Below are 26,637 nucleotides of genomic sequence, written 5' to 3' on the forward strand. Positions count from 1 at the left end.
CGCTTTCCTACTGGAAAGGCTCGATCCTGTAGTCTCGAGACACTTTCTTTTTCGTCAGGAGTCTTGCTCAGAAAAATTACCATTAATCAAAATATAAACAGGCAACTGCTAGATGTACATCATGGCAGTTGCCTGTTTTTAAAGGATTAGGTATATCATTGTTAGAACCAAGATTTTACTAAATTAGCGACTTTTAAATTACTTGCGCTGATTTCTGCAGTTCTCGGTATGTAAGGATAATCTCTTAATTCGTCTCTCCAAGTAGTCGATAGCTTACAAGGCGCATAATGTTGCCATTTATTTAACCACTTCTGTGGTAATGATCCTTGTTGCTTTGATTTTCCTATAAGTGCTAAAAATACATGGGACCAAGCACGTGGCACGACTTCCCATATATTATAACCGCCACCACCAAACATTAAGACTTTACCGTCAGTATATTCATCTGCTAATGCTTTAATAATGTATGGTATTTCATAAAGGGCATCTAATGTACAACTCATGTGAGTCAAAGGGTCTAAATAATGTATGTCTACGCCATGTACACTAATGATGATATCGGGTTTATATGATTGTACGATAGGTGAAATCGTACTTTTAAAAGATTCTAAATAAGATTCATTTTCAGTGAAAGGTTCAAGTGGAACATTAACGGTACGACCATAGCCTTTTTCATCACCACGTTCGGTGTAATGACCCGAACCAGGGAACAAAAACTTTCCAGTTTCGTGAATAGAGTAGGTTAGTACATCTTCATTCGTATAAAAGCTCCATTGTGTTCCGTCTCCATGATGCGCATCTGTATCGATACATAATACTTTGCATTTATAATTTTTAATTAAATATGCGATTGTAATGGCGACATCATTATAGATGCAAAAACCGTTAGCCCGTCCAGGTAAAGCATGGTGCAAACCACCACCTAAATGACAGCCATTTGTTAGTTTATTCGACATAATGTCATCGACTAAATTTAACGCACCGCCAACAATTCTGGCACTATGCTTATGCATGTGTTTAAACTGAACTGTATCATCACCATCAATACCATACTTTTTTGCTTCTGTATCACTTAAAATACCGTGAGAAGCGTGTTTCATGGCTTGTATATAATCATAGGCATGAATTAATAATAATTCTTCGTCGGTAGCAATACGTGGTTTCACTATATGACTGGTCTTGAGATAGCCTAAATCTTGCAACAATTCAGTTGTCAGTTTTAATCTCATTTGATTGAATGGATGGTCATTTGCGAAACGATATTGAAGTAATTCATTCGCATATACATAACCTGTTGTTTCAATGTTACTCATAAATTTTCTCCCCTTTAAAAGAAAAAGCGATTCATATAGCGAATATCATCAAAGGCTTGTAATTGTTTAATCGAAATACGTGAACCAATTCTCGCCATTAAACAATTTGCTGGATGACTTGTTATCTCTGGATCGTCAGTTGCAAAAACTTCAAGACCCCCATATCCCATTAATTTTTGCATTAATTTCTTGTATTCATAAACATCTAACCCAGAATTTTTTAAGTCCCAATGCCAATAATATTCAGTCGTTATAATAATATAATCTTCTATTTCATCTTGAGACAGACTTAATTTAATTAATTCTGTACCTAAATGTAAATAACGATAAGGCAAACTAATTTCGATAGCACCAAGTTCAATTAGGTATGGTAACTTACCGCTAGACCAACGTTCTAATGGATCTGGGTAATGATAAGTAACATAGCCAATAATATGTTGCTTATCTCTTAAGACGAAAATTCTTCCTTCTGGTAATTCGCTAATTTCTTTAATGGCCTCGAATTGTTCATTGGGATATCTAAATGAATGTAAACCCTCATCAAAAGTCATATGCTTTAAATCTTGTATAGGCACTGGTCCTTCGATAACATATCGGTCGTTATCAATGTCATAGCATTGCTTTATATATGTTTTTTTATGCTCCATATTTTTTAGCCACCACCTTTATATTTATTATTACAATAATTATTAATGTTATTATAATGGATGATGTTGTCATTTAACACAAAAAAATACACTTTTATTTTTTTGAAAATTGGGTATATTTTAGATATAATAGATTTCAAGAAAGCGATTTCACTTTAAGGGGGATTTCATAATGAAAGTAGATGTATATAAAGGGGAACAAGGAAACTTTAATCTACCTAATTACGAAGAAGTATATAATAACTTCGATTGGAAAGAGGTAGAGAAAGCATTTTCTTGGTATCAAACTGGCAAAATGAACATGGCACATGAATGTATTGATCGCCATGTTGATGACGGTAAAGGAAATAAAATCGCTTTATATTATAAAGATGACGCGCGTAAAGAAAGTTATACTTTCAGTGAAATGAAAGATTATTCTAATAAGGCGGCTAACGTCCTTAAAGATAAGGCAAATGTAGAAAAAGGTGATAGAGTATTTATTTTCATGCCTCGAACACCAGAATTATATTTTGCCTTTTTAGGTATTTTAAAAATAGGTGCCATTGTTGGGCCATTATTTGAAGCGTTTATGGAAAAAGCGGTAGGCGATAGATTAGATAACAGTGACGCTAAAGTTATTGTTACAACTAATGATTTATTACCTAGAATTCCACAAGACAAATTACCTAATTTAGAAAAAATTATAGTTGTTGATGACAATGTAGACAGTGACTACGTTGATTTTAATAAAGAGATGGAAACGGCTAGTAATGAGTTTGATACTGAATGGTTAAACGAAGATGATGGGTTAATTTTACATTATACATCAGGTTCAACTGGCCAACCTAAAGGTGTATTACATGTACAAAAAGCTATGTTAGTACATTATATTTCAGGTAAATATGTATTAGATTTAACTGATGACGATGTTTATTGGTGTACAGCAGATCCAGGTTGGGTAACAGGTACATCTTATGGTGTATTTAGTCCATGGTTAAATGGTGCCACTAATTGTATCGCAGGTGGACGTTTCTCACCAGAAGCTTGGTATAAAATGATAGATGAATTTAAAGTAACTATTTGGTACACAGCGCCAACAGCATTGCGTATGTTAATGAGTGCTGGCGATGACGTCATTAAAAAATATGATTTATCATCACTAAAAAGTATTTTATCAGTAGGTGAACCATTAAACCCGGAAGTAATTAAATGGGGATATGAAGTATTTGGTAAACGTGTATTAGATACTTGGTGGATGACTGAAACAGGTGGCCATATGATTGTTAACTATCCTACAATGGATGTTAAATTAGGTTCAATGGGTAAACCACTTCCAGGTGTAGAAGCTTCTATCGTGGATGATCAAGGTAATGAATTACCACCAAATAGAATGGGTAACTTAGCATTGAAAAAAGGTTGGCCTTCAATGATGCATTCAATTTGGAAAAATCCTGAAAAATATGATTCATACTTTATTGGCGATTGGTATGTTTCAGGTGATTCTGCTTATAAAGATGAAGATGGATATTTCTGGTTCCAAGGTCGTGTCGATGATGTAATTATGACTGCTGGTGAACGTGTAGGTCCATTCGAAGTAGAATCAAAATTAGTTGAGCATGACGCTGTAGCTGAAGCTGGTGTAATTGGTAAACCTGATTCAGTTCGTGGCGAAATCATTAAAGCGTTTGTAGCTTTAAAACCTGGCTATGAAGCTAGTGATGACTTAAAAGAAGAAATTCGTGTCTTTGTTAAAGAAGGTTTAGCTGCACATGCTGCACCTAGAGAAATCGAATTCAAAGAGAAACTTCCAAAAACGCGTTCAGGTAAAATCATGAGACGTGTACTTAAAGCTTGGGAACTTGATTTACCAGTAGGCGATTTAAGTACAATGGAAGATTAATTATAGAAACTTATAGCTATTGAATTCATAAAGGAACGCTATCTTTTATAGGTAGTGTTCTTTTTATGTGAATTAACATTTAAAAATATGAATATTTAATGTAAGCGCTACCTAAAACGTCGACAAAGTTAGGGTAGTTCGATAATATAAATATAGAGGACTAACTCTCTATTTTTGTTTCTGTTTACTATATCAAACTAAGGGGGATTTTAAGTGACACATTTATCTGATTTAGAAATTGCAAACAATGCAATATTACAACCTATTACTGAAATTGCTCAAAAGGTAAATATCGGAGAAGATGCATTAGAGCAATACGGAAAATATAAAGCAAAGGTTAATATTAATAGCATCAACAAAAATGAAGAAAAGGGTAAGGTTATTTTAGTGACTGCAATGAGCCCTACGCCCGCAGGGGAAGGTAAATCTACTGTTACTGTTGGCTTAGCTGATGCGTTAAATAGATTAAAGAAAAAAGTAATGGTAGCATTAAGAGAACCAGCGCTCGGACCAATATTTGGTATTAAAGGAGGCGCTACAGGTGGTGGTTATGCACAAGTTTTACCGATGGAAGATATTAATTTACATTTCAACGGAGATTTCCATGCCATTACCACTGCAAATAATGCTCTGTCAGCGTTTATAGATAACCATATGCATCATGGGAATGAACTAGAAATTGATCAACGCCGTATTGAATGGAAACGCGTGTTAGATATGAATGACCGTGCATTAAGACAAGTAAATGTAGGGCTTGGAGGACCTACACAAGGTATCCCACGTGAAGATGGTTTTAACATTACTGTAGCTTCAGAAATTATGGCTATTTTATGTTTAGCAACAAGTATTGATGATTTAAGAACTAAAATAAGTAAAATTACAATTGGTTATACGCGATCTCGTAAACCAGTAACAGTAGCTGATTTAAAAGTAGAAGGCGCGTTAACCATGATTTTGAAAGACGCTATAAAGCCAAATCTTGTTCAAACGATTGAAGGTACTCCAGCGTTAGTACATGGCGGTCCATTTGCCAATATCGCACATGGTTGTAATTCAGTTTTAGCTACGGAAACTGCGAGAGATTTAGCCGATGTTGTAGTTACTGAGGCAGGTTTTGGTTCTGATTTAGGTGCCGAAAAATTCATGAACATAAAAGCACGCGAAGCAGGTTTTGAGCCTTCTGCAGTCGTAGTAGTTGCGACTATAAGAGCGTTGAAAATGCATGGTGGAGTACCTAAAGACGATTTAAAAGCTGAAAACGTCGAAGCGGTGAAACAAGGTATCGTCAATTTAGAACGTCACGTAGATAATGTGAAAAAGTATGGTGTCGAGCCTGTAGTAGCATTAAATGCCTTTATTCATGATACAAATGCCGAAACTGAATTCGTCCAACAATGGGCTAAAGATAAAGGCGTAAGACTAGCATTAACTGAAGTATGGGAAAAAGGCGGTGCTGGTGGTGAAGCGTTAGCACAAAACGTATTAGAAGTCATCGCTGAACCACAATCATTTAAACATTTATATGATTTAGAGTTACCAATCGAAGAAAAAATTGAAACAATTGTAAAAGAAATATATGGCGGTAAAGGTGTTTCATTTACAAGTAAAGCACAAAAACAATTGGCTTCATTTAAAGAAAATGGATGGGATAAATATCCAATTTGTATGGCAAAAACACAATATTCATTCTCAGATGATCAAACTCAACTTGGCGCGCCAAGTGATTTTGAAATTACGATTCGTGAACTAGAAGCCAAAACAGGCGCAGGCTTTATCGTAGCACTTACGGGTGCGATAATGACGATGCCTGGATTACCGAAGAAGCCTGCAGCACTCAATATGGATGTTACTGATGATGGACATGCGAAAGGCTTATTCTAAGGAATAGTCTATATCTTTTAATAAATAAAGCACACAGCTCTATATTGTGAGCCGTGTGCTTTTTACTCATTATTCGTTCTTAAGTTAGCTTTAATATTTTCTTTTTCTGCGATTTTAAATTGCTTATACGTAATTTTATCTTCTACTAACATACGTCTTAATACATAATGCTGTCTGTTTAATCCGATAGCTAATTGTGCTTGTGGTTTTAATGAACCATCTGAATTATAGGGCGTATAATAATAGGGGCTTTGTAATAAACCAACTATATATGCAGACTCTGAAACGGTAAGATTATTTGGAGATTTACCAAATAAACTATACGAGGCGGAGGCTATACCTGTAATATTAGCACCATTATAATCTCTACCGAATGGAACAATGTTCAAATAAATATACAATATTTCTTTTTTAGTAAATAGCTTTTCGGTACGCATCGCTAAAATCAATTCATTAGCCTTACGCGAGTATGTTTTTTTATTTGTTAAAATTTGATTTTTGACTAATTGTTGCGTAATCGTGCTACCACCAGATGATATCTGCGTATTAAAGACATCTTGAAATACTGCTCTTAATAAAGCCTTAGGTAATATTCCATTATGTTTAAAATATAAACTATCTTCTGATGACGTTAGTGCTGTAATTACCGTATCGTTTACACTTTTAGGCCCAACTATCAATGTATTATCTGATTGATCAAAAGCTGTTAAAATATCATGATTGCGTTTGTGTAGTGTTTTACTTCCAGGGAAATCTAACAGTTCGGTTTTTAAAGCTTTATCAGACATATGGGTGGCATCTTTTGTTAGATGACTAAAATATAATACAGTGGCAGCCAATAAAATAACACCAATAGATGCCACAATTACGAATAAAGCTACAAAGATATGCTTAATTTTTTTATAAATAACTTCAAATTTTGTTAAAGTGTCCACGTTTGGCTGCACCTCCTATCAACGAAATCATTATAACATATTTCGATATTGACTTTTAAAATAGCTTTACTTATAATTATATTCAATTCGATATTATTTTGGGTTAAAGGAAAAGTAACTTTAATGTTAATTTTCAGAGAAATAGTGGTTGGTGCGAACTATTAATTAAATTAAAGCGAATACACCTTATTAATGTTTGAAACATAATCCAACGTTTAAGTTAATGAACGTATCATTAATAAAGTTGATAGACTTAGAGTTTGGTGGTACCGTGCGCGAGCGCCCTTACATGTTAATGTAAGGGCGTTTTTTTGTTTATCGACAGCTTTCATTTAATACTAAAATAATATCTACAGAAAATAGGAGGTTGATAGTATGACAAATGCATTATTAGAAGATTTAAAATGGAGAGGCCTTATTTATCAACAGACGGATGAAGAAGGTCTAGAAACATTATTAAATAAAGAACAAGTGTCTTTATACTGTGGTGCTGACCCAACTGCGGATAGTTTACATATTGGCCACTTATTGCCAATGTTAACGTTACGCCGTTTCCAAGAATACGGACATCGTCCAATAGTTTTAATTGGCAGTGGCACAGGTATGGTAGGGGATCCATCAGGTAAATCTGAAGAACGTGTATTACAAACCGAAGAGCAAATAGAAAAAAATGAACAAGGCATTAGCAAACAGATGCATAAATTATTTGAATTTGGAACAGATCAAGGTGCAATATTAGTAAATAATAAAGATTGGTTAGAACAAATTTCTTTAATAAGTTTCTTAAGAGATTATGGGAAACATGTTGGGATTAACTACTTACTAGGTAAAGATTCTATTCAAACAAGATTAGAAAACGGTATTTCATTTACTGAGTTTACTTACACAATACTACAAGCAATTGATTTCGGTCACTTGAATAAGGAATATGACTGTAAATTACAAATTGGTGGTTCAGATCAATGGGGTAATATTACGAGTGGTATCGAATTAATGCGTCGTATGTATGGCGATCGTGAGTCATATGGTCTAACAATTCCATTAGTCGTTAAAGCTGATGGTAAAAAGTTTGGTAAATCGGAAGGTGGCTCTGTCTGGTTAGATGCTGATAAAACGAGTCCTTACGAATTTTACCAATTCTGGATTAATACTAAAGACGATGATGTTATTAAATTCTTAAAATACTTTACTTTCTTAAGCAAGGAAGAAATCGATAAGTTACAACAGTCTTTAGAAGAAGCACCACATTTACGTGAAGCGCAAAAAGCATTAGCTGAAAATGTAACTGAATTCATTCACGGTAAAGCTGCATTAGAAGATGCGCAACGTATTTCAACGGCTTTATTTAGTGGTGATTTAAAAACTTTATCTGCTCAAGAATTAAAAGAAGGTTTTAAAGATGTACCACAAGTTGAACTTAGTCATGCAACGACTAATATCGTTGAGGCAATTGTTGAAAGTGGTATTTCGTCTTCTAAACGCCAAGCTCGCGAAGATGTAACAAATGGCGCTATTTATATTAATGGTGAACGACAACAAGATGTAAATTATGAATTAACAACAGAAGATAAAGTTGACAATGCATTTGCAATTATAAGACGTGGTAAAAAGAAATACTTTATGGTGAACTTTAAATAAAGATTATAGCCATGACACATTAAAAAGCACAACATTCAATACTGTGATACAGTTGAATGTTGTGCTTTTGTTTTATATGAATGCTATCTACTCGAAAGGATTTGCGTGATTGTCATCATCGCTCGATTGCGTAGATTTAGATGTAGTTTTAAGTTTTTTTAATGTGACGTTAATTTGTTTTGTTTCGCCTTTACGTTCAATTGTTAGTTTTGCTTGTTCACCGGGCTTTTTCTGTTGATAAAGGTAAGATTTCAAATCTGTATCTTCTTTTACGGTTTTGTTATCAATTTTTGTGATAATGTCGCCTTCTTTAAGTCCGTTATCGCTATCAACTTTAGCAACATAGACACCATCTTTACGATTAGTATCTAATTTTGATTTATAATTTTCAGGGATTTCACTAAGATTTAGTAAACCAATACCAATAGATGGTCGCTCAATTTTGCCTTTTTCAACAAGTTCTTTAATTGTAACTTTAACTTCATTACTAGGTATGGCAAATCCAATACCTTCAACTTGCTCATTAGCAATTTTCATTGAGTTAATACCTACAAGGTTACCGTTGATATCTACTAGCGCTCCACCAGAATTACCAGGATTAATTGCAGCATCAGTTTGTAAGACATTGACTTTGTTAGCTCCTGCAGCCGTCTGTGTATCAATTGTACGTTCACTCGCTGATATAATACCTGAGGTTACTGAATTAGCAAATTCTAAGCCTAATGGATTACCCATTGCAAATACACTATCTCCAGTTTTAACTTTAGATGAGTTTGCAAATTTTATAGCTTTGGTACCTTCTGTATGATTAATCTTTAACACTGCAATATCTGTTAACGCGTCTTTACCAACTAATTTTGCACTCACTTGCTTGTTGTTATGTAGTTGTACCTTAATATCACTAGCACCATCAATAACATGATTATTTGTTACGATATATGCAGATTTATCATTTGTCTGATAGATGACACCTGATCCCACGCCGGCTTCTTGTGATTTCGAAGATTTACCTTCAAGTAAGTCATTTAAGTTTTGTGCTTTTTGCATATTGATGACACCGACAATTGAAGGGGACACATCGTTAATCATTTTATTAACTGAGGAGTGTTGGTCATTTTTACCATCTAAAGTATTTCCGCCTTTACTATTAGATGCTTCTTGTACTGATGATCCATTGTGTTCTGAACCAGTATTGTTTAATAGTTTACCAATACCTAATACAATCATAGCACCAATAATACCAGCAATTAACGCGACTATAATTGTTTTAAACCAAGGGAATTTTGGTTTATATCTATGCCGAGGTTGTTCATAGCTAAAGCTATTTTGTTCTAAGTTGTTTGATAAATTTGTTTGTTGATTATCTTTATTATATTCTGACATAATTTTCCTCCCAATATTTATGCTATGTTTATATTATATAGTTTTTACAATGTTTTGCTAGTAACTTGCAGTACAACTTTAGTCTGAGGTCTAGTTCTTAATTTTCTTGTTTGAGGACGAACTAAATGATAAAATCTATTAGGTAACAAAAGGCTAAAAAAGTAGGTGAACGCATGTATAAAGTAATAAGTTCTATTTTATATTTTATAATAGTAAAAGTAAGTAAATCATTAACTGTACATGGTAAAGAAAATATTCCGCAATTAAATAAATATGTTGCTACATGTACACATGAAAGTTATAACGAAGTAATCATGTTAGGAATGTCTATTTTCCCAACCCAAATACATTATATGGCAAAGAAAGAACTGTTTAAGAATAAATTATTTGGGAATTTTTTACTATCATTAAATGCATTTCCAGTAGATCGTGAAAATCCGGGACCCAGTACTTTAAAAAAACCAATTAAGTTATTAAAAGAAAATAAAACGGTTGGTATTTTCCCTACAGGTCAACGTAGACAATTATCTGAAGATGCACCGCTAAAAAGAGGTGCCGTTACGATTGCAATGATGGGTGGTGCGCCCATTTTACCAGCTGCTTACGTTGGTCCTAAAAATATTTTAGGCTTAATTACAGGTCATGCACATATTAAATTTGGTGAACCAATAGAAACTAAAGATTTACCAAAGTCTATGAAGAGAAATGAAAAGTTAGAATATTTAACAAAACAATTAGAAAATAGTACACGACAATTACAATTGGAATTAAATGAATTTGTTAATAACAAATAATGACAATTTTTAAAAGTTCAAATTATATAAATACAAATAATAATACGAATTTTAAAAGAGTTATGTTACTATGTAATTGTACAAAAACGTACTGTAAACAACGACAACCACGTATATTTTGTATACGTGGTTATTTTTTAAGCAATTATAAAAAGGGGGAATATCTATGTTTAATTTCTTACAACGATTAGGGAGATCGTTGATGTTACCGATTGCTGTACTTCCTGCTGCAGCAATTATTGTTGGTATTGGGAATGCCTTAAACGCTTTAAAACTTTGGCCAGTCGTCGCTACATTTTTCATGAATGCTGGTACGAGTATTTTAGATCAACTCGGCGTGTTATTTGCGGTTGGGGTTGCGTTGGGGATGGCTAAGAAGAATGATGGTGCAGTTGCGTTAGCTGCCGTTGTAGGATTCTTTTTAACTACGACTGTGTTAAGTCCAGAAAAATTAGCACCATTATTAGGTATAAAGACTTCAGGCGTTGATGATGCATTTACTCATATGGATAATGCTAATGTTTTTGTTGGGATGTTAGTCGGTTTAATCGCTGCTTTTACATATAATAAATTTAGCGAAACTGAATTACCTATGGCTTTGTCTTTCTTTAGTGGTAAACGTTTAGTACCAGTTTTAACAGCGTTTTTCAGTTTGTTTTTAACTGTAGCTTTACTTTTTGTTTGGCCATACGTTTACGGAGGCATTGTAGCTTTTGGTAAATGGATTATTGATTTCGGCCCATTTGGTGCATTCTTGTATGGTTTCTTTAACCGTTTGTTAATACCAACTGGACTTCATCACGCATTAAATTCTGTATTTTGGTTTAATATTGCCGGTGTAGATGACATCGCGAAATTCCAAACAGGGCACGATGCAGTGAAAGGTGTTACAGGAAGATATATGGCTGGTTTCTTCCCAGTCATGATGTTTGGTGTTCCAGCAGCTGCCTTAGCGATGTATCATACCGCTGAATCAAAACAGAAAAAACGTGTGTATGGTTTAATGCTAGCGGGCGCAATTTCTGCCTTTTTCGTAGGTGTAACAGAACCTATTGAATTTGCGTTTATGTTTGTTGCACCAGTATTATTCGTAATCCATGCATTTTTAACAGGATTATCATTATTTATAGCCGCATTGTTCCATTGGACTGCTGGTTTTACTTTCAGTGCAGGTCTTATTGACTACTTATTGTCACTAATTAATCCAAACGCCAATCATCCGTTGATGCTGCTCGTGCAAGGTGTCGCATTCTTTATTATTTATTATGTTGTCTTTAGAATTGCGATTAAAGTATTAAAATTAAATACACCAGGGCGAGGAGACAACTTATTACCAGATCCTGCATCTGAAAATGCAACGACAGGTGATACTGCTAATCAAACTAAAGGTAGTAATAAATATTCACACAGCGCGTCAGAAATTTTATCTGGCTTAGGTGGGAAGGAAAATATTACCTCACTCACTAACTGTGTGACTCGATTACGCATGGAATTAGATGATAATAGTATCATTGACGAAGCAAAAATTAAAGCAGCTGGAGCTGTTGGTGTAACAAAGAGTGGTAAACATAATACACAAGTTATTATAGGCACACATGTACAACAAGTGGCAGATGAAATAGAAAAGCAAATGAATAATTAATCACTCATATTTAAAGAGCAAATGTGAAATATTCATTTGCTCTTTTTTACTTGAAATTGTAGAATTAGATAGTATCAGAATTTTCTGAATAGGAGAGTGGAAGTAAATGAAGTCGGTATTGTTTGATGTTGATGGTGTCTTTTTAAGTGAAGAAAGATGCTTCGATGTGTCTGCTTTAACTACATATGAAATTTTAATGGACAAGTCTTATCTGGGGCTTGATATTAACATTGATTTTCAAAGTTTAAACGATGAGGATATACAAAAAATAAGAGACATAGTATTTGATCACGATAAAATATTAGTTAAATTAAAATCATTAGGTTTAAATTCAAACTGGGACATGCTATTTATAGTTACAGCATTACATTTTATTGAAGTTTGTAAACAGTTGTCACCATCTCATTTAGAAAAAGTTTTAAATGCAGAAACATTTAGTCAACAAACGTTAAAAGAAGTTGGTACGAGTGTGTCAAATATTCAGTTGGATTTTAAGTCCCCTTTAACATTTCTAGCTAATGTAGAACCTGGCAAAGATCATATATATCAAGCACTTATAGACCATGCTCAAAATGTGCTGAATACTTCTTGTACTGAGTTGTTTGAATTAAAGAGTCCATTTTGGTTGTTAACTCAAGAAGTATATCAAGAATGGTATTTAGGCTGTAAATTATTTAAAGAAGTAGAACAAAAAGAAAATAGAGCTACCTTTAAACAAGGTTATATTTACGATGAGGTTGTTTTAAGACCTGTAAATGAAATTAAGCAATTATTAAGCGATTTAAAAGATGCAGGTTATCAAATAGCAATTGCTACGGGTCGCCCAAGAACGGAAACGATTGTACCATTTGATACAATAAATATTAAAGACTTATTTGAAGATGAACATATCGTTACTGCAAGCGAAGTTTTAATTGCAGAAGATTTATATCCAGAGTTAAAACCATTAGGAAAACCAAATCCATTTAGTTATTTAGCTACGTTAGAAGGTAACGAACAATCAAACTATGAAAAGTTTGCAACCAATCAAGAGAATCGTGTAAATAAAGATGAAGTGTTTATCGTTGGTGATTCATTAGCAGACCTATTAAGTGCTAAGACGATAGGTGCAACATTTATAGGACCTTTAACTGGTTTGAAAGGACAAGACGCAAGAGCAGAATTGGAATCTTATGACGCCGATTATATCGTTGATCATGTCGGTGAAATTAGAAATATTTTATTATAAATAGGATATCTGATAAAAAAACCATTCAATATTTTGAATGGTTTTTTTATGTTGTATGCATATAATTTGGCTATTACTAAATTGAAATTATCATTTGTTAGTAAAAAAGCATACAGTAAAAATACTGTATGCTTAACAATTAAATATCGTATTCGGTTTGTGCAGGTACATCCAGTTGAACATTTCTGATTAAATGGAAACCATCTATTTTATATAATGCTTCAATTACCTCATCAGTTGCGGGGTGATCCACAGATAAAATCATTAGCGCATTTCCACCTTGGTTGGTACGTCCTAAATGCATTGAAGCGATATTAATATTAAATTCACCAAGAATTTGACCTGTCTTACCAACGATACCAGGTCTGTCAGTATGATTAATTACTAATTGATTTTTTTCAGGTTTGAAATCAACAGGGTAGTCGTTAATTCTAACAATTCTAGGACCGTAACCATTTAATACAGTTGCACCAATTTTAATTTGTTTATCTTTATTGATTAACGTTAATTCGATGTAATTACTAAATCCGCCGTTTTTAGCATTTTTTTCAATATTATAAGAAACACCTTGTTCATTTAATAACACTAGTGCATTAATTAGGTTTACACGCTCTGCTAAGTCTTGACTTAAAACAGCACTAACAAGTGTACGCGTAATTAAACTAGTGTCATCAATGGCTAAATCACCTTCGTATTTTATATGTAATTCTCTTGGTGCTTTTTGTAATAATTGAATACCAACTTCACCAGTTAATTTACTTAATTCAATATAGGGTTTAAGTTCTGCATTAGCGTCGTCAAAACTCATCTTAGGCGCATTTACAGCATGTAAAACATTACCATTTTCGAATATATCGATAATTTCGTTGGCAACAGAAATAGCTACTTTTTCTTGAGCTTCAACTGTAGAAGCACCAAGGTGAGGTGTTACAATTACTTTTTCATGATTTGCTAATGGAGATTCAGTAGCTGGCTCAGTTTCAAATACATCGATAGCAGCGCTTTGAATCTTATCATGATTTAATGCATCTAATAGTGCTTCTTCATCGATAATACCACCACGAGCTACGTTGATAATTTGTAAATTTGGCTTAGCTTTACTAAAGAACTCTGCACCAACAATTCCTTTAGTTTTAGGCGTAAGTGGTGTATGTACTGTAACAAAGTCAGCTTGTTCAGCAATTTCATCTACGCTAGCACGTGTAACTTCTAATTCTTTAGCTTTGTCTTCAGAGAGGTAGGGGTCAAAAGCTAAAATTTTCATACCAAAACTTTGTGCTCTTTTAGCAACGCCTAATCCAATACGTCCTGCACCTATAACACCAAGTGTTTTGTTATATAACTCAGTACCTCTATAAGTTTTACGGTCCCACTTTCCTTCTTGCAATGATTTGTGAGCTTGAGGGATGTTTCTTGCCATTGATAAAATCATTGCCAATGAATGTTCGGTAGCAGAAATAGTATTACCATCTGGGGCATTAATAACGATAATACCATTTTTAGTTGCTGCGTCTACATCAATGTTGTCAACACCTACACCTGCACGTGCGATTACTTTTAAATTTGTAGCAGCTTTAATAATGTCTTCTGTTACTTGAGTTTGACTACGCACTATAAGACCTTCGTAATTTGCGATTTCATCTATCAATTGAGATTCTGATAAATCTGTATTGTTTGTAACATCAAATTTAGGATGCTCATAAAGACTTGATAAACCTTCTGCAGAAATTGGATCTGATACTAAAATTTTATACATAAGCTTTTACTACCTCCATATATTGACTAATTGCTTTACCTACGTATGACTCTCCACGGTGTTCAGTCAGGATAAGTTCTAAAGCTGATACGACTTGTAAAATATCGAATGGGGAAATTTGTCCCATATGTCCAATTCGTAAAATTTGTCCTTTTAGATGGCCTTGACCTCCGGCGATAGTAATACTGAAACGTTGTTTTAGTTGACTTTTAATATAATCTAATTCTTCTTTATCGTTTGGTACAAAGGCTGTAACAGTAGGTGAAGCAAATTCATCTTCAACTAATAACTCTAGACTTAATGCTTTTAAAGCTGCTCTCAAACCGTCTCTAATTGCATAGTGACGCTTAAGAACATTATCAAATCCTTCTTCTTTAACTAAGTTGGCATATGCATTCACGCCTCTGAAGAGTGCTACGTTAGGTGTGAAAGGTGTAGAGTTTTCAGCAACCGATTTTAAATACTTATTTAAATCCAAATAAAATCTAGGTGTAGTTACAGTACTAAACCTTTCTTTTGCACGATCATTGTATGCGACAAATGCTAATCCGGGTGGTAACATAATTGCTTTTTGACTACCCGAAACTAAAACATCGATGTTGTCTCGTTGCATATTTGCATCGACAGCACCTATACAACTCACACCATCAACTACAAAATAAATATCTTCTTTAAATTGTTTTAATGCAGTACCAAGTTCACCAACTGGATGCACAACTGCTGTTGAAGTTTCACAGTATTGACAATATACAGCTGTAACATCACCATTAATTGATTTTAAGTAATCGATAAAGTCAGGCACGTTGACTGCTTTACCCCATTCAACTTCAAAAATATGTACATTATTATAATAAGTTTCTGCAATTTGTTTAAAGCGATTACCAAATGCACCAGAAACGATAATGACTATGTGATCATCTGTATTTGCGATATTTAACATACTAGCTTCTAAAGCACTCGTACCGCTAGAAGTTAAAACTATTACTTCGTTATCGGTACCGAATACAGGTTTGATAGCTTGAAACGCTTCTTTAGCAATAGCTTCAAAATCACTCGAACGATGACCAACCATTGGTTGTTGTGTTGCGTGTATAATTTCGTCAGGTACAGGTGTTGGACCTGGTGTTAACAATAAAGGATGATAATACTTCATTACATTTCCCCCCGATACTCAAGATTTTCTTAGTTTAGCAAATTTTCTGATAATATAAAAGTAGAAATCAAATATTAGACAGAAAAAGAAGTAAATAACTTCTATTTTGAAAGGGGTTACATTGTTGTTAAATAGGTATTTATTGAATTGAAAGAATTTTTTAAATATTTTTATTGTTTAAGTATATTTGGTTGTATATTTACTAGTACATTGCCACGAATAGAATTAGAAATCATACAATTGTTGTCTGCAATTTGTAATAATTTTGGTAACTTCGCTTCTAATTGTTCAGGGTTATCTACTTTAATTTCAGGAAAGTGTGTAATAGATTCCATTTTGAATTTACTATTTTCAAAGACAGCTGTACCTATAGATTGTTGATCGATAGTTATATTATTAAAACCAGCGCGTTCTAACACAGCAGCAAGTGAAATAATATAGCAAGAAGAAGCAGCGCTTACCAACATTTCATCAGGATTTGTACCTTGGCCATTACCGCCTAACTCTGAAGGAATTGAAATTTGTTCACTAATAACGTCACCATCAACTTCACCAACTGCTTCACGACCACCTTGCCATTTTGTTGTTACTTTAAAATCATGCTTAACCATAAAAATAGCTCCTTTGCAAAAAAATATGTTATTTTTATTTTAGAGTACACGGTACAAGAAAGAAAGAAGAGAGGCCTGAAAAGTGACGAATAACCAAATTAAAGTTGTAGCTCATAGAGGGTTTTCAATAAAATATCCAGAAAATACATTAATAGCTTATGAGGCTGCTTTACAATTAAATATTGACTATTTAGAAATTGATATACATAAAACGGCAGATAATAAGCTAGTGGTAATTCATGATGACACGGTAGATAGAACGTCAAATGGTACTGGTAATATAAAAGACTACACGTTACAACAGTTACGTCAATTAGATTATGGTGAATGGAAAGGAGAGTCCTTTAAAGGACAAACTATTTTAGAATTCAGAGATGTTTTAAAACTTGTGATTCAATATAATAAAAGGTTATTAATTGAAATTAAAAAACCCGAACAATATCCGGGCATAGAACAACTTTTACTCAAACAATTAAGAGAAGCTCGAGTAAAACCGTCCAACATCGTTATTCAATCATTTAATATGAAAAGCATAAAGAAAATTAATGAGATTGGTGTGGATTACAAGCTAGGGGTATTAATTAGTGTCAAAAAATATTGGTATCGTCGTCCCAATTTTAAAATGATTGCCAGTTTTGCACATTTTATAAATCCGAACTATAAATTAGTAACTAAAAAATTTGTAACGACAGCACACAAGTATCAACTAGAAGTAATGACTTACACAGTAAATGATAAAGCGACACACGCTAAACTATTAAAAACGAATATAGATGGCATAATAACAGATGCACCAGATATATTTTGCAACTATTAGTCGGAGATGTCTGGTGCATCAACTTATTTATTGAATATGTGATAAGTCATTTTCCGATTTATGCCAATCTTTTTTCAATAAACCCATAACATGACAATCACTATAAGCGCCTCTAGTATAGAAATGTTCTTTTAATGTACCTTCGATTTTAAAGTTGTTACGTTCGTATATATGTACGGCTTTCAAATTGTTAACATCCACAAATAAATATATTTTATTTAAATTTAGTACTAAAAACGCGTAATCAATGGCCATTTTAAATGCACTTTTAGCATAACCTTTGCCACTATATTGTGGATCAATGATAATCTGAATTTCACAATTACGGTGAACGAAATTTATTTCTACAAGCTCTACAACTCCAAAACGAATACTATCTTCTTCTATAATAAAACGGCGTTCAGATTCATCTAAAATATGTTTTTTATATAAGGTTTGTAATTCGCTCAATGATTGGTAGGGTTCTTCAAACCAATATGACATTATAGAATATTCGTTGTTTAAATGATGAACAAACTGCAAATCGGTTTCTTCTAATGCTCTAATAATCATTTTTAACACTCCTTTACTCTAAGCATACTCAATTTATCTTGATATGTAAAAAGCCGAGAAAATCTAATAAAGATTTTCTCGGCTTTTGTGTTGAATTTATTATCTTGAGTAGTACTCAACGATAAGTTGTTCGTTGATTTCAGCAGGTAGTTCACTACGTTCTGGAACGCGGATATATTTACCTTGTAAGTTGTCAGCATCAAATTCTAAGTAATCTGGTACAAAGTTATTGATTTCAACTGACTCTGCAATGATGTTTAAGTTTTGTGATTTTTCACGGATAGAGATAGTTTGACCTGGTTTTAAAGTGTAAGATGGGATGTCAACACGTTTACCATCAACTTCAACGTGACCATGTCCAACTAATTGACGTGCTTGACGACGAGTACGAGCTAAACCTAATGAATAAACAACTGCGTCTAAACGAGCAGCTAATAATTGCATGAAGTTTTCACCGTGTACACCGTGTTGCTTAGCAGCAGCGTCGAATGTATTACGGAATTGTCTTTCAGTGATTCCATATAAATAACGTAATTTTTGTTTCTCACGTAATTGTAAACCATATTCTGATAATTTTTTACGTTGGTTAGGACCGTGTTGTCCTGGTGCGTAAGGGCGTTTTTCTAATTCTTTACCTGTGCCACTTAATGAGATACCTAAGCGACGAGATTTTTTCCAATTTGAACCTCTAAATCGAGCCATAATAAGACTCCTCCTTCTTTTTTGTAGTTATGAAAAAACAAAAAAGAGTGTTGTATGCTTATTTAGATATATTGTTTTATGTATCTTCACCTCATAGCTATGGTTACACGATACGTCCACATTGGGAACAACATAGAGCCAAATAATATACAACTGCTAATTTCGTTTATTCACACAAAGTATATTGTACCAGTTTATTAAAGAGTGTCAATACAAAATATTGACTAATGGTTTACTTCTCATTTAATTGGCTTTCAATAATATTAACAGCTTGTTCCAATTGTTGTTTATCGTTATCATCAAAGCGACTAAGAATAGGGGCATCGATGTCTAACACACCAATAACCTTGTTGTTAACATGTATGGGCACAACGATTTCAGATTTACTGTTAGCGTCACACGCAATATGACCTGGAAATGCATTTACGTCAGCAACAACTTGCGTTTCGTCTTGCTCAACTGCAGTTCCACAAACGCCGCTACCTATTGCTATGTGTACACATGCAGGGTGGCCTTGGAAAGGTCCAAGAATAAGCTCGTCATTTTCTATTAAATAAAATCCTACCCAATTGATTTGATCTAGATTATCATTTAACAAAGCAGAACTATTACTTAAAATAGCAATGAGGTTTGATTCGTCTTCTATTAAAGCAGCTAATTGCTTTTGTAACATACTATAGTTGGTTGTTTTTATTTCAGTCATTACTGGAGACCTCACTTTACATATTATGATTAATATAGTCACAAATAGTATAGTATATACTAAAATGATTCAAGCGGTTAAACTCAAAATGTATAGTTAAAACTTACTTTTGCAATAAATATAAAATATTCTGTAGATTTCATCTATTTTCTATTTTAATGAATGGGTAACTTACGTTATAATTGAAAATGATAAAATGGGAGGAGAAAATATATGGTACTATATATTATTTTAGCAATTATTGTCATTATACTGATTGTAGTCGGTATATTGTTTTATATGCGCTCAAATAAGAGTCGCGTTGTTGAACAAGCTGAAGAAAGAAGAATAAAGATTGAAGAGCTACCTTATGAAGAAAGCTTGTCTAAATTAACAGAATTAAAATTCGCTGGCGAAACGAAAGATACATACGATAATTATAAAAAACAAGCGAACGACAGCCATGAACAATATTTAGCACCAGTTGATGAAAAACTTCATAACGCTGAAAGTCTATTAGAGAAATTTAAATTTTCTCAAGCTCAAAATGAAGTAGATGAATCACATGAATTAATGGATCAGTACGAAGCGCAGTATAAAAAGGCTGATCAAGAAATCAATGAAATAGTAGAACAACATAAATATAGTCATAAACTATATGAAGAATGTAAAAATGATTATCGTGAAATGAAAAGAGATGTACTTGCAAATCGTCACCAATTTGGTGAAGCGGCTGGCCCTCTAGAAAATGAAATTGAATCTTTTGAACCTGAAATTAAAACATATGAGTCCCTAAAAGAAGAAGGAAATTACAAACAAGGCCATGAGCATATCAAAACATTAAATGAAGATATGAATTATCTTAAAAAAGACATGGCTGAAATTCCTGATTTAATTAGAGAGGCTCAAAAAGAATTACCGGGTCAATTCCAAGACTTAAAATACGGATGTAGAGATTTGAAAGTCGAAGGTTATGACTTAGATCATGTGAAAATCGATAGTACATTACAAACATTGAAAACTGAATTAAGTTTCGTGGAGCCTTTAATAAGTAAATTGGAACTTGATGAGGCGAATGATAAATTAGTAAATATTAACGATCGTTTAGATGAAATGTATGATTTAATCGAACATGAAGTAAAATCTAAAAACAATGTTGAAGAAACGAAAGAAATTATTACAGATAATTTATTTAAAGCGAAAGACATGAATTACACATTACAAACAGAAATCGAATATGTAAGAGAAAATTATTACATTAACGAAACTGACGTTCAAAATGTTAGACAGTTTGAAAACGAGATTCAAAATCTTATCGCTGTTTACGATGATATTTTGCGCGAAACTTCCAAGTCAGCTGTTCGTTATAGTGAAGTAGAAGATAATTTAAAATACATTGAAAAACATGTTGATGTAATTAACGAGAAACAAGAAAAATTACAAAATCATCTTATTCAGTTACGTGAGGATGAGGCTGAAGCAGAAGATAATATTTTACGCGTACAAGGTAAGAAAGAAGAAGTTTATCGTCGCTTATTAGCTTCTAATTTACCGAGTGTTCCTGAACGCTTTATTATCATGAAAAACGAAATAGATAATGAAGTTCGCGAAGTGAATAAAAAATTCAGTGTTCGTCCAATTCATGTTAAACATTTAAAAGATAAAGTATCTAAAGTGGTTTTACAGATGAATAAGTTTGAAGATGAAGCTAACGACGTCTTAGTGAACGCTGTGCATGCTGAAAAATTAATTCAATATGGTAACCGTTATAGAAAAGACAATACCAATGTTGATAAAAGCTTAAATGAAGCGGAACGGTTATTTAAAAATAATAGATACAAACGCGCTATAGAAATCGCTGAGCAAGCTTTAGAGAGCGTTGAGCCAGGCATTGCTAAACAAATTGAAGATCAAGTTGCGCAAGAACACGCGTAATAAGTAATAAACTTAATTAAAAGACACGAATCGAAAACTTCGATTTCGTGTCTTTTAATTTTTTCAAAAAATAGTATAATGCTCTAGTAGACTTTTTATATAGGAATAACAAGATTAAACGATATTATCCAATGAAGAATTATAAGTTTTAAATAGTTATAAATAATAAATTTCAAGGGAGTGAACAGGGTGATTTACCTCGATAATGCTGCTACAACAAAGCCAAATCAAGACGTGTTAGATACTTTTTTAAAGGTGAATCAAACATTATATTTTAATCCTAGTAGCCCCCATAAAGCGGGTGTACAAGCTGAACAGCTTTTAGTACAAGCCAAACAACAGATTAATACGTTGTTAGAGTTAAATAATAAATACGATATTGTATTTACGAGTGGTGCTACTGAATCTAATAATATTGCGCTTCAAGGTATAGCCAAAAAGAAAAAAGCGTTTGCTCCTGAAATTATCACTTCTGTATTAGAACATCCATCGGTATTAGAAGTAGTACGTGCATTAGGCAACCAAGGCTTTGAAATTAAATTTGTCGATATTAATTCAGATGGAAAAATAGATTTAGAACATTTGAAAAGTTTAATGTCTGACAAAGTAGGATTAGTGACCTGTATGCACGTTAATAATATTATGGGCCAAGTTCAACCAATTGCTGAAATTGGACGTATCGTTAAAGCGTATCCTAAAGCACATTTTCACGTTGATGCAGTTCAAGCTATCGGCAAAATTCCATTGAGTTTCGAAGGCGTACATAGTTTAAGTATGAGTGGACATAAATTTAATGGCTTGAAGGGGCAAGGCATATTGCTTGTCGAAAATGTGCATCAAATTGAACCGATAATGCAAGGTGGCGGCCAAGAGTTAGGTATTAGAAGTGGAACAATAAATTTACCTATCAATATAAGCATAATTAAAGCTATTAAATATGCAGTTCAAAATCAAGCGCAATTAAATGAACAATTGAAGGCGTTAAATAACGAAATAAGCACATTTGTAGAAGATTTTAAAGGTGTTTATATTAACTCACCAAAAGACGCTGCGCCACACATTCTCAATATGGCTTTTCCTGGAGTTAAAGGTGAGGTATTGGTAAACGCCTTTTCAAAACATGATGTGATGTTGTCGACGACGAGTGCTTGCGCTTCGAAAAAAGCTGAATTAAACGAAGTATTATTAGGTATGGGAATATCAAAACGCAACATAGAAGGCAGTATAAGATTATCTTTAGGTGTTAATACTACTTCAGAAGATATTGCAACATTTAAAGGAGTATTTATTCAAGTATATGAAGAAGTTAAGGAGTTGTTAAAATGACGTATGATCATTTGTTAGTTAGATATGGCGAGTTAACGCTTAAAGGGGCTAATCGTAAAATGTTCGTAAACCAATTACGCACGAATGTACAAAAAGCTTTAAGATCATTTGACGGTATTAAAATTAAAGCCAATAGAGACAGAATGTATATCGAACTCGAAGAAAAAGCTGCAAAAGATGCTATTATCGAACGTTTATCCAAAATATTTGGTATTTATTCTATTAGCCCGGTTATGAAATTAGAGAAAACAGTTGAAGCCGTAGCTCAACAAGCAAGTGCATTTGCAAAAAATTATGCTAGTGGTGACACATTTAAAATCGACGTTAAACGTGCGGATAAAAAATTCCCTTATGACACATATGAATTACAACGACAAGTTGGTGGTGCTGTATTAAATGATAACGAGCATATAACTGTTAATGTAAAGCAACCTGACCATGAAATCAAAGTAGAAGTTAGAATAGATGCGATTTATATCTATGATCAAACGATTGAAGGCGTAGGTGGACTACCAGTTGGTACTGGAGGAAAAACATTATTAATGCTATCAGGCGGTATTGATTCTCCTGTTGCTGCTATGGAGGTAATGCGACGTGGCGTAACTATAGAAGCAATTCATTTTCACAGTCCACCATTTACGAGTGAAAAAGCAAAAGATAAAGTGATTGAATTGACTCGTATTTTATCTCAACATGTAGGTCCGATTAAGTTACACATTGTGCCTTTTACTGAATTACAAAAACAAATTAATAAAGTCGTACACGAACGCTATACAATGACATCTACACGTCGTATGATGATGCAAGTTACCGATAAATTAGTTCATAAAATTGGTGCACATGCAATTGTTAACGGTGAAAATTTAGGACAAGTTGCAAGTCAAACACTTAAAAGTATGTATGCAATCAACAATGTCACTTCAACACCAGTGTTGCGTCCACTCTTAACTTTAGATAAAGAAGAAATTGTGAAGAAAGCAAAAAACATTGGCACGTTTGATGTTTCAATCCAACCGTATGAAGATTGTTGTACGATTTTCACACCTAAAAATCCTGTTACAGAGCCGGACTTTGAAAAAGTCGTAAAATATGAAAGCGTCTTTGATTTTGAAGAAATGATAGATAATGCAGTAGCAAATATCGAAACGTTGACTATAACTAAAGATTATCAAAGTGACAAAGAAGCGGAAACTAGCGCGATTATTGAAGATTTATTTTAACTTTAATACACATATATCATAGACAAAGGGGACGACAACCATGGATTGGGATATATCAATTATATTAATTGTAATAGCGCTAGGATTTTTAGCGGCATTTATCGATGCGGTGGTAGGTGGAGGCGGATTAATTTCTATTCCGACTTTATTAGCGATAGGATTACCGCCTTCAATTGCATTGGGTACTAATAAACTAGCAAGCGTATTCGGTACAATGACGAGCGCCATTAGATTTATTAGAGCAAGAAAAGTTGATTTAGCATTAGTTGGTAAATTATTGCCGTTTGTCTTTATCTTCTCGATAATCGGTTCTAGCCTCGCAACGTTTTTACCGGCAGACTTATTAAAACCGATAGTTATTGTCATACTCACTATCGTGCTTATATATACTTTGATTCGTAAAGACTGGGGTAGTATTCGCACATTCAATAAATTAACGATAGCTAAAGCGATTTTGTTTACCTCTTTAATTAGCATCATTGGTTTTTATGATGGCTTTTTAGGTGGTGGAACGGGTTCGTTCTTACTATTTATTTTATTAATGTTTGGTTTTGATTTTTTAAGTGCTGCTGGGAACGCAAAAGTATTAAATTTTGGATCGAATTTAGGCGCGCTATTATTATTTATTTGTTTAGGTCATGTAGATTACTTTATTGGTATTATCATGGCTCTAAGCATGATCGCAGGGTCATATGTAGGGGCAATGTTTGCTATAAATAAAGGCGTAGGATACGTAAAAGTATTATTCGTTATCGTCACGGCTGTTTTGATTTTAAAAAATGCGTACGATTATATAACTCAAACATTTTAATTAAATATAAAATAAAAGAACTTATTTTTATAATAAGTTCTTTTTTTACACTATATTTTAGTATATTGTTTGATATAGTAAGAATATGTAAACAAAGAAACAACAAATTTTGATTTTGGGGTGTATTTTAATGTCTAAAAAAAGAGTGATAGCCATCATTTTAGCTGTAGTTGTCATATTAGGAGGTATTACTGTAAGTTCAATTAGTGCTATTGTTAGTTCCTTTATTTCAAATAGTAGTTCTAGTAGTGGTGATCCGTTCACAGAAAAAACAGAACAGCAAGGAAGCTCATCAAACCGAATTGCTCATTTAACACTAAACGGTGAGATTTCAGATGAATCAGACGGTGGATTTTTTGGTGGCAGTGGTTATAATCACGCTGCTTTTATGAAACAATTAGATAATGTGAAAAAAGACAAATCTGTAAAAGGTGTTTTATTAACGGTAAACTCTCCCGGTGGTGGCACTTATCCTAGTGATGAAATTTACAACAAGATTAAACAAATTAAGCAAAAGGGTAAAAAAGTTTATGTACATATGGAAAGTTTAGCTGCATCTGGCGGTTATTATGTTTCTGCCCCCGCAGATAAAATTTATGCAGGACCACAGTCAATGGTTGGTTCAATAGGAGTCATCATGTCTAATGTTGATTACTCTGGTTTACAGAAAAAACTAGGCGTTAAAGAAAATGTAATTAAATCAGGTGCACATAAAGATATCTTGAGCAGTTCTCGTCCTATGACGAGTGATGAAAAAAATATTTTGCAATCAATGTTAAATGATAGCTTTGATCGTTTTGTCAATATTGTAAAAGATGGCCGTCATATGTCTGAGAAAAAAGTGAGAAAATTAGCAGACGGCCGTGTATACAGTGCGCAACAAGCACAAGAAAATGGTTTAATTGATAATATTGGTTACCAAAATGAAGCAATATCAGCATTGAAAAAAGATATTCATGCTAATAATGCAGAAGTCTTTGAGTATAGTGATAGCGGTAATGTTTTCTCTACTATATTCAGTGCTAAATCAACTGTTAAACAGTTCAGAAGTGATATAAAAGATATTAAATCTGTTATTACTAATGATTCTAAAGCTAAACCAATGTATTTATACGAAGGGTAGGTGGTTAAATTGGTTACACAAAATGAAACTAACGGCTCTCAAGAAAGAAATAATATACAATCTACCTCCAATGAAGTTGTCTCTGAAGCATTAATACATGAGCAAATGATCAAATCAATATATGCAGGCTTTGGCATACGTTTCTGGAGCTTCCTTATTGATTTACTCGTCATATTTGGCGTACACAGTTTAATTTTAAAGCCTATTTATCATTTTACTAACATAGATGATATAAAAATTTGGATAAATTATTTTAGTGTTGGCCACATACTCGATGCAATTGTGTTCTATTTATATTTTGTATTGCTAACTCGCTTCTTCCAACAAACTTTAGGGAAAATGATATGCAATATTAGGGTAGAACGTGAGGACCGACAGACTTTAACATGGTCAGACATCCTTTTTAGAGAATGGGTTGGGCGAATTGTCTGTGGTGTTTTCGGTAATATATTGTATCTAGTAACAATTTTCACAAAAAAACACAAAGGCATACATGATTATTTCGCAGGAACCGTCGTAATTAAAAATAAATTCGAAAAATTATTTTATTTGAAATAATTTTTATGCAAGGTCAAGTTGTAACTGTTTATTTCTCGTAAATAAACA

The 26,637-nt window shown here is 33.3% G+C and carries 23 protein-coding genes; 13 read left to right on the top strand and 10 right to left on the bottom strand.

Going from position 1 to position 26,637, the window contains the following annotated elements; genetic code table 11:
* Positions 1–161: 161 nt before the first annotated feature.
* Complete coding sequence (locus tag RPL90_RS05055; protein ID WP_313546232.1) at positions 162–1,313, bottom strand: acetoin utilization protein AcuC; 1,152 nt, start codon at positions 1,311–1,313, stop codon at positions 162–164.
* Between the two features lie 14 nt (positions 1,314–1,327).
* A complete protein-coding gene (locus tag RPL90_RS05060; RefSeq protein WP_313546235.1) occupies positions 1,328–1,960 on the bottom strand; it encodes an N-acetyltransferase in 633 nt (210 codons plus the stop codon).
* A gap of 172 nt (positions 1,961–2,132) precedes the next feature.
* Here RPL90_RS05060 and acsA point away from each other — a divergent pair, with 172 nt between their 5' ends.
* Positions 2,133–3,842, top strand: a complete 1,710-nt coding sequence (gene acsA / locus RPL90_RS05065; RefSeq protein WP_313546238.1) for an acetate--CoA ligase — start codon at positions 2,133–2,135, stop codon at positions 3,840–3,842.
* Between the two features lie 213 nt (positions 3,843–4,055).
* The gene (locus RPL90_RS05070) at positions 4,056–5,723 is read left to right on the top strand and encodes a formate--tetrahydrofolate ligase (RefSeq protein WP_313546241.1); all 1,668 of its coding nucleotides are present in this window, start codon (positions 4,056–4,058) and stop codon (positions 5,721–5,723) included.
* 62 nt (positions 5,724–5,785) lie between these two features.
* Here RPL90_RS05070 and RPL90_RS05075 read toward each other — a convergent pair whose 3' ends face one another.
* On the bottom strand, positions 5,786–6,658 hold the full coding sequence (locus tag RPL90_RS05075) for a biosynthetic peptidoglycan transglycosylase (protein ID WP_313546244.1): 873 nt from the start codon (positions 6,656–6,658) through the stop codon (positions 5,786–5,788).
* A 375-nt stretch (positions 6,659–7,033) separates the two neighbouring features.
* On the opposite strand from RPL90_RS05075, the gene tyrS reads away from it, so the two are divergent.
* Positions 7,034–8,296 carry a tyrosine--tRNA ligase gene (gene tyrS / locus RPL90_RS05080; RefSeq protein ID WP_313546247.1) on the top strand — a complete coding sequence of 421 codons (1,263 nt, stop codon included), beginning with the start codon at positions 7,034–7,036 and terminating at the stop codon, positions 8,294–8,296.
* An 87-nt stretch (positions 8,297–8,383) separates the two neighbouring features.
* Here the strand turns inward: tyrS and RPL90_RS05085 are convergent, their stop codons facing one another.
* Positions 8,384–9,679 carry a S1C family serine protease gene (locus RPL90_RS05085; protein ID WP_313546250.1) on the bottom strand — a complete coding sequence of 432 codons (1,296 nt, stop codon included), beginning with the start codon at positions 9,677–9,679 and terminating at the stop codon, positions 8,384–8,386.
* 173 nt (positions 9,680–9,852) lie between these two features.
* Here RPL90_RS05085 and RPL90_RS05090 point away from each other — a divergent pair, with 173 nt between their 5' ends.
* The 3 genes from RPL90_RS05090 (at position 9,853) to RPL90_RS05100 (ending at position 13,343) form a co-directional block, all read left to right on the top strand.
* Positions 9,853–10,473, top strand: coding sequence for a lysophospholipid acyltransferase family protein (locus tag RPL90_RS05090; RefSeq protein ID WP_313546253.1), 621 nt, complete (start codon positions 9,853–9,855; stop codon positions 10,471–10,473).
* 166 nt (positions 10,474–10,639) lie between these two features.
* Positions 10,640–12,115 (top strand): N-acetylglucosamine-specific PTS transporter subunit IIBC, encoded by a 1,476-nt coding sequence (nagE, locus tag RPL90_RS05095; RefSeq protein ID WP_313546256.1) that lies wholly within the window; start codon positions 10,640–10,642, stop codon positions 12,113–12,115.
* A gap of 106 nt (positions 12,116–12,221) precedes the next feature.
* Positions 12,222–13,343, top strand: a complete 1,122-nt coding sequence (locus tag RPL90_RS05100; protein ID WP_313546259.1) for an HAD family hydrolase — start codon at positions 12,222–12,224, stop codon at positions 13,341–13,343.
* A 139-nt stretch (positions 13,344–13,482) separates the two neighbouring features.
* Here RPL90_RS05100 and serA read toward each other — a convergent pair whose 3' ends face one another.
* The 3 genes from serA to RPL90_RS05115 form a co-directional block, all read right to left on the bottom strand.
* The gene (gene serA, locus RPL90_RS05105) at positions 13,483–15,099 is read right to left on the bottom strand and encodes a phosphoglycerate dehydrogenase (RefSeq protein WP_313546262.1); all 1,617 of its coding nucleotides are present in this window, start codon (positions 15,097–15,099) and stop codon (positions 13,483–13,485) included.
* Positions 15,092–16,252: a pyridoxal-phosphate-dependent aminotransferase family protein gene (locus tag RPL90_RS05110; RefSeq protein ID WP_313546265.1), complete on the bottom strand. Its 1,161-nt coding sequence runs from the start codon at positions 16,250–16,252 to the stop codon at positions 15,092–15,094. The genes serA and RPL90_RS05110 overlap by 8 nt, the downstream gene beginning before the upstream one ends.
* Before the next feature lie 170 nt (positions 16,253–16,422).
* Positions 16,423–16,863, bottom strand: a complete 441-nt coding sequence (locus RPL90_RS05115) for an SACOL1771 family peroxiredoxin (protein WP_313546268.1) — start codon at positions 16,861–16,863, stop codon at positions 16,423–16,425.
* Between the two features lie 82 nt (positions 16,864–16,945).
* Here RPL90_RS05115 and RPL90_RS05120 point away from each other — a divergent pair, with 82 nt between their 5' ends.
* Positions 16,946–17,680, top strand: coding sequence for a glycerophosphodiester phosphodiesterase (locus tag RPL90_RS05120; RefSeq protein ID WP_313546270.1), 735 nt, complete (start codon positions 16,946–16,948; stop codon positions 17,678–17,680).
* Between the two features lie 27 nt (positions 17,681–17,707).
* Here RPL90_RS05120 and RPL90_RS05125 read toward each other — a convergent pair whose 3' ends face one another.
* From RPL90_RS05125 to RPL90_RS05135, 3 genes are all read right to left on the bottom strand, one after another.
* Positions 17,708–18,232: a GNAT family N-acetyltransferase gene (locus RPL90_RS05125; protein ID WP_313546273.1), complete on the bottom strand. Its 525-nt coding sequence runs from the start codon at positions 18,230–18,232 to the stop codon at positions 17,708–17,710.
* Between the two features lie 99 nt (positions 18,233–18,331).
* Positions 18,332–18,934 (bottom strand): 30S ribosomal protein S4, encoded by a 603-nt coding sequence (gene rpsD / locus RPL90_RS05130; protein ID WP_048793436.1) that lies wholly within the window; start codon positions 18,932–18,934, stop codon positions 18,332–18,334.
* Between the two features lie 232 nt (positions 18,935–19,166).
* A complete protein-coding gene (locus RPL90_RS05135) occupies positions 19,167–19,637 on the bottom strand; it encodes a GAF domain-containing protein (RefSeq protein ID WP_313546282.1) in 471 nt (156 codons plus the stop codon).
* Positions 19,638–19,850: 213 nt separating this feature from the next.
* Here RPL90_RS05135 and ezrA point away from each other — a divergent pair, with 213 nt between their 5' ends.
* The 6 genes from ezrA to RPL90_RS05165 all read left to right on the top strand — a co-directional run bounded on the left by ezrA (position 19,851) and on the right by RPL90_RS05165 (position 26,589).
* Positions 19,851–21,551 (top strand): septation ring formation regulator EzrA, encoded by a 1,701-nt coding sequence (gene ezrA / locus RPL90_RS05140; protein WP_313546285.1) that lies wholly within the window; start codon positions 19,851–19,853, stop codon positions 21,549–21,551.
* Positions 21,552–21,740: 189 nt separating this feature from the next.
* On the top strand, positions 21,741–22,877 hold the full coding sequence (locus tag RPL90_RS05145; protein WP_313546288.1) for a cysteine desulfurase family protein: 1,137 nt from the start codon (positions 21,741–21,743) through the stop codon (positions 22,875–22,877).
* Positions 22,874–24,097, top strand: coding sequence for a tRNA uracil 4-sulfurtransferase ThiI (thiI, locus tag RPL90_RS05150; RefSeq protein ID WP_313546291.1), 1,224 nt, complete (start codon positions 22,874–22,876; stop codon positions 24,095–24,097). The genes RPL90_RS05145 and thiI overlap by 4 nt, the downstream gene beginning before the upstream one ends.
* Positions 24,098–24,137: 40 nt before the next feature.
* Positions 24,138–24,908 carry a TSUP family transporter gene (locus RPL90_RS05155; RefSeq protein WP_313546294.1) on the top strand — a complete coding sequence of 257 codons (771 nt, stop codon included), beginning with the start codon at positions 24,138–24,140 and terminating at the stop codon, positions 24,906–24,908.
* A gap of 130 nt (positions 24,909–25,038) precedes the next feature.
* Positions 25,039–26,031 (top strand): signal peptide peptidase SppA, encoded by a 993-nt coding sequence (gene sppA, locus RPL90_RS05160; protein WP_313546297.1) that lies wholly within the window; start codon positions 25,039–25,041, stop codon positions 26,029–26,031.
* A 54-nt stretch (positions 26,032–26,085) separates the two neighbouring features.
* The gene (locus RPL90_RS05165) at positions 26,086–26,589 is read left to right on the top strand and encodes an RDD family protein (RefSeq protein ID WP_313546565.1); all 504 of its coding nucleotides are present in this window, start codon (positions 26,086–26,088) and stop codon (positions 26,587–26,589) included.
* The last annotated feature ends 48 nt before the right edge of the window (positions 26,590–26,637 follow it).

The organism is Staphylococcus kloosii, assembly GCF_032139365.1.
GTDB classification, from domain to species: domain Bacteria; phylum Bacillota; class Bacilli; order Staphylococcales; family Staphylococcaceae; genus Staphylococcus; species Staphylococcus kloosii_A.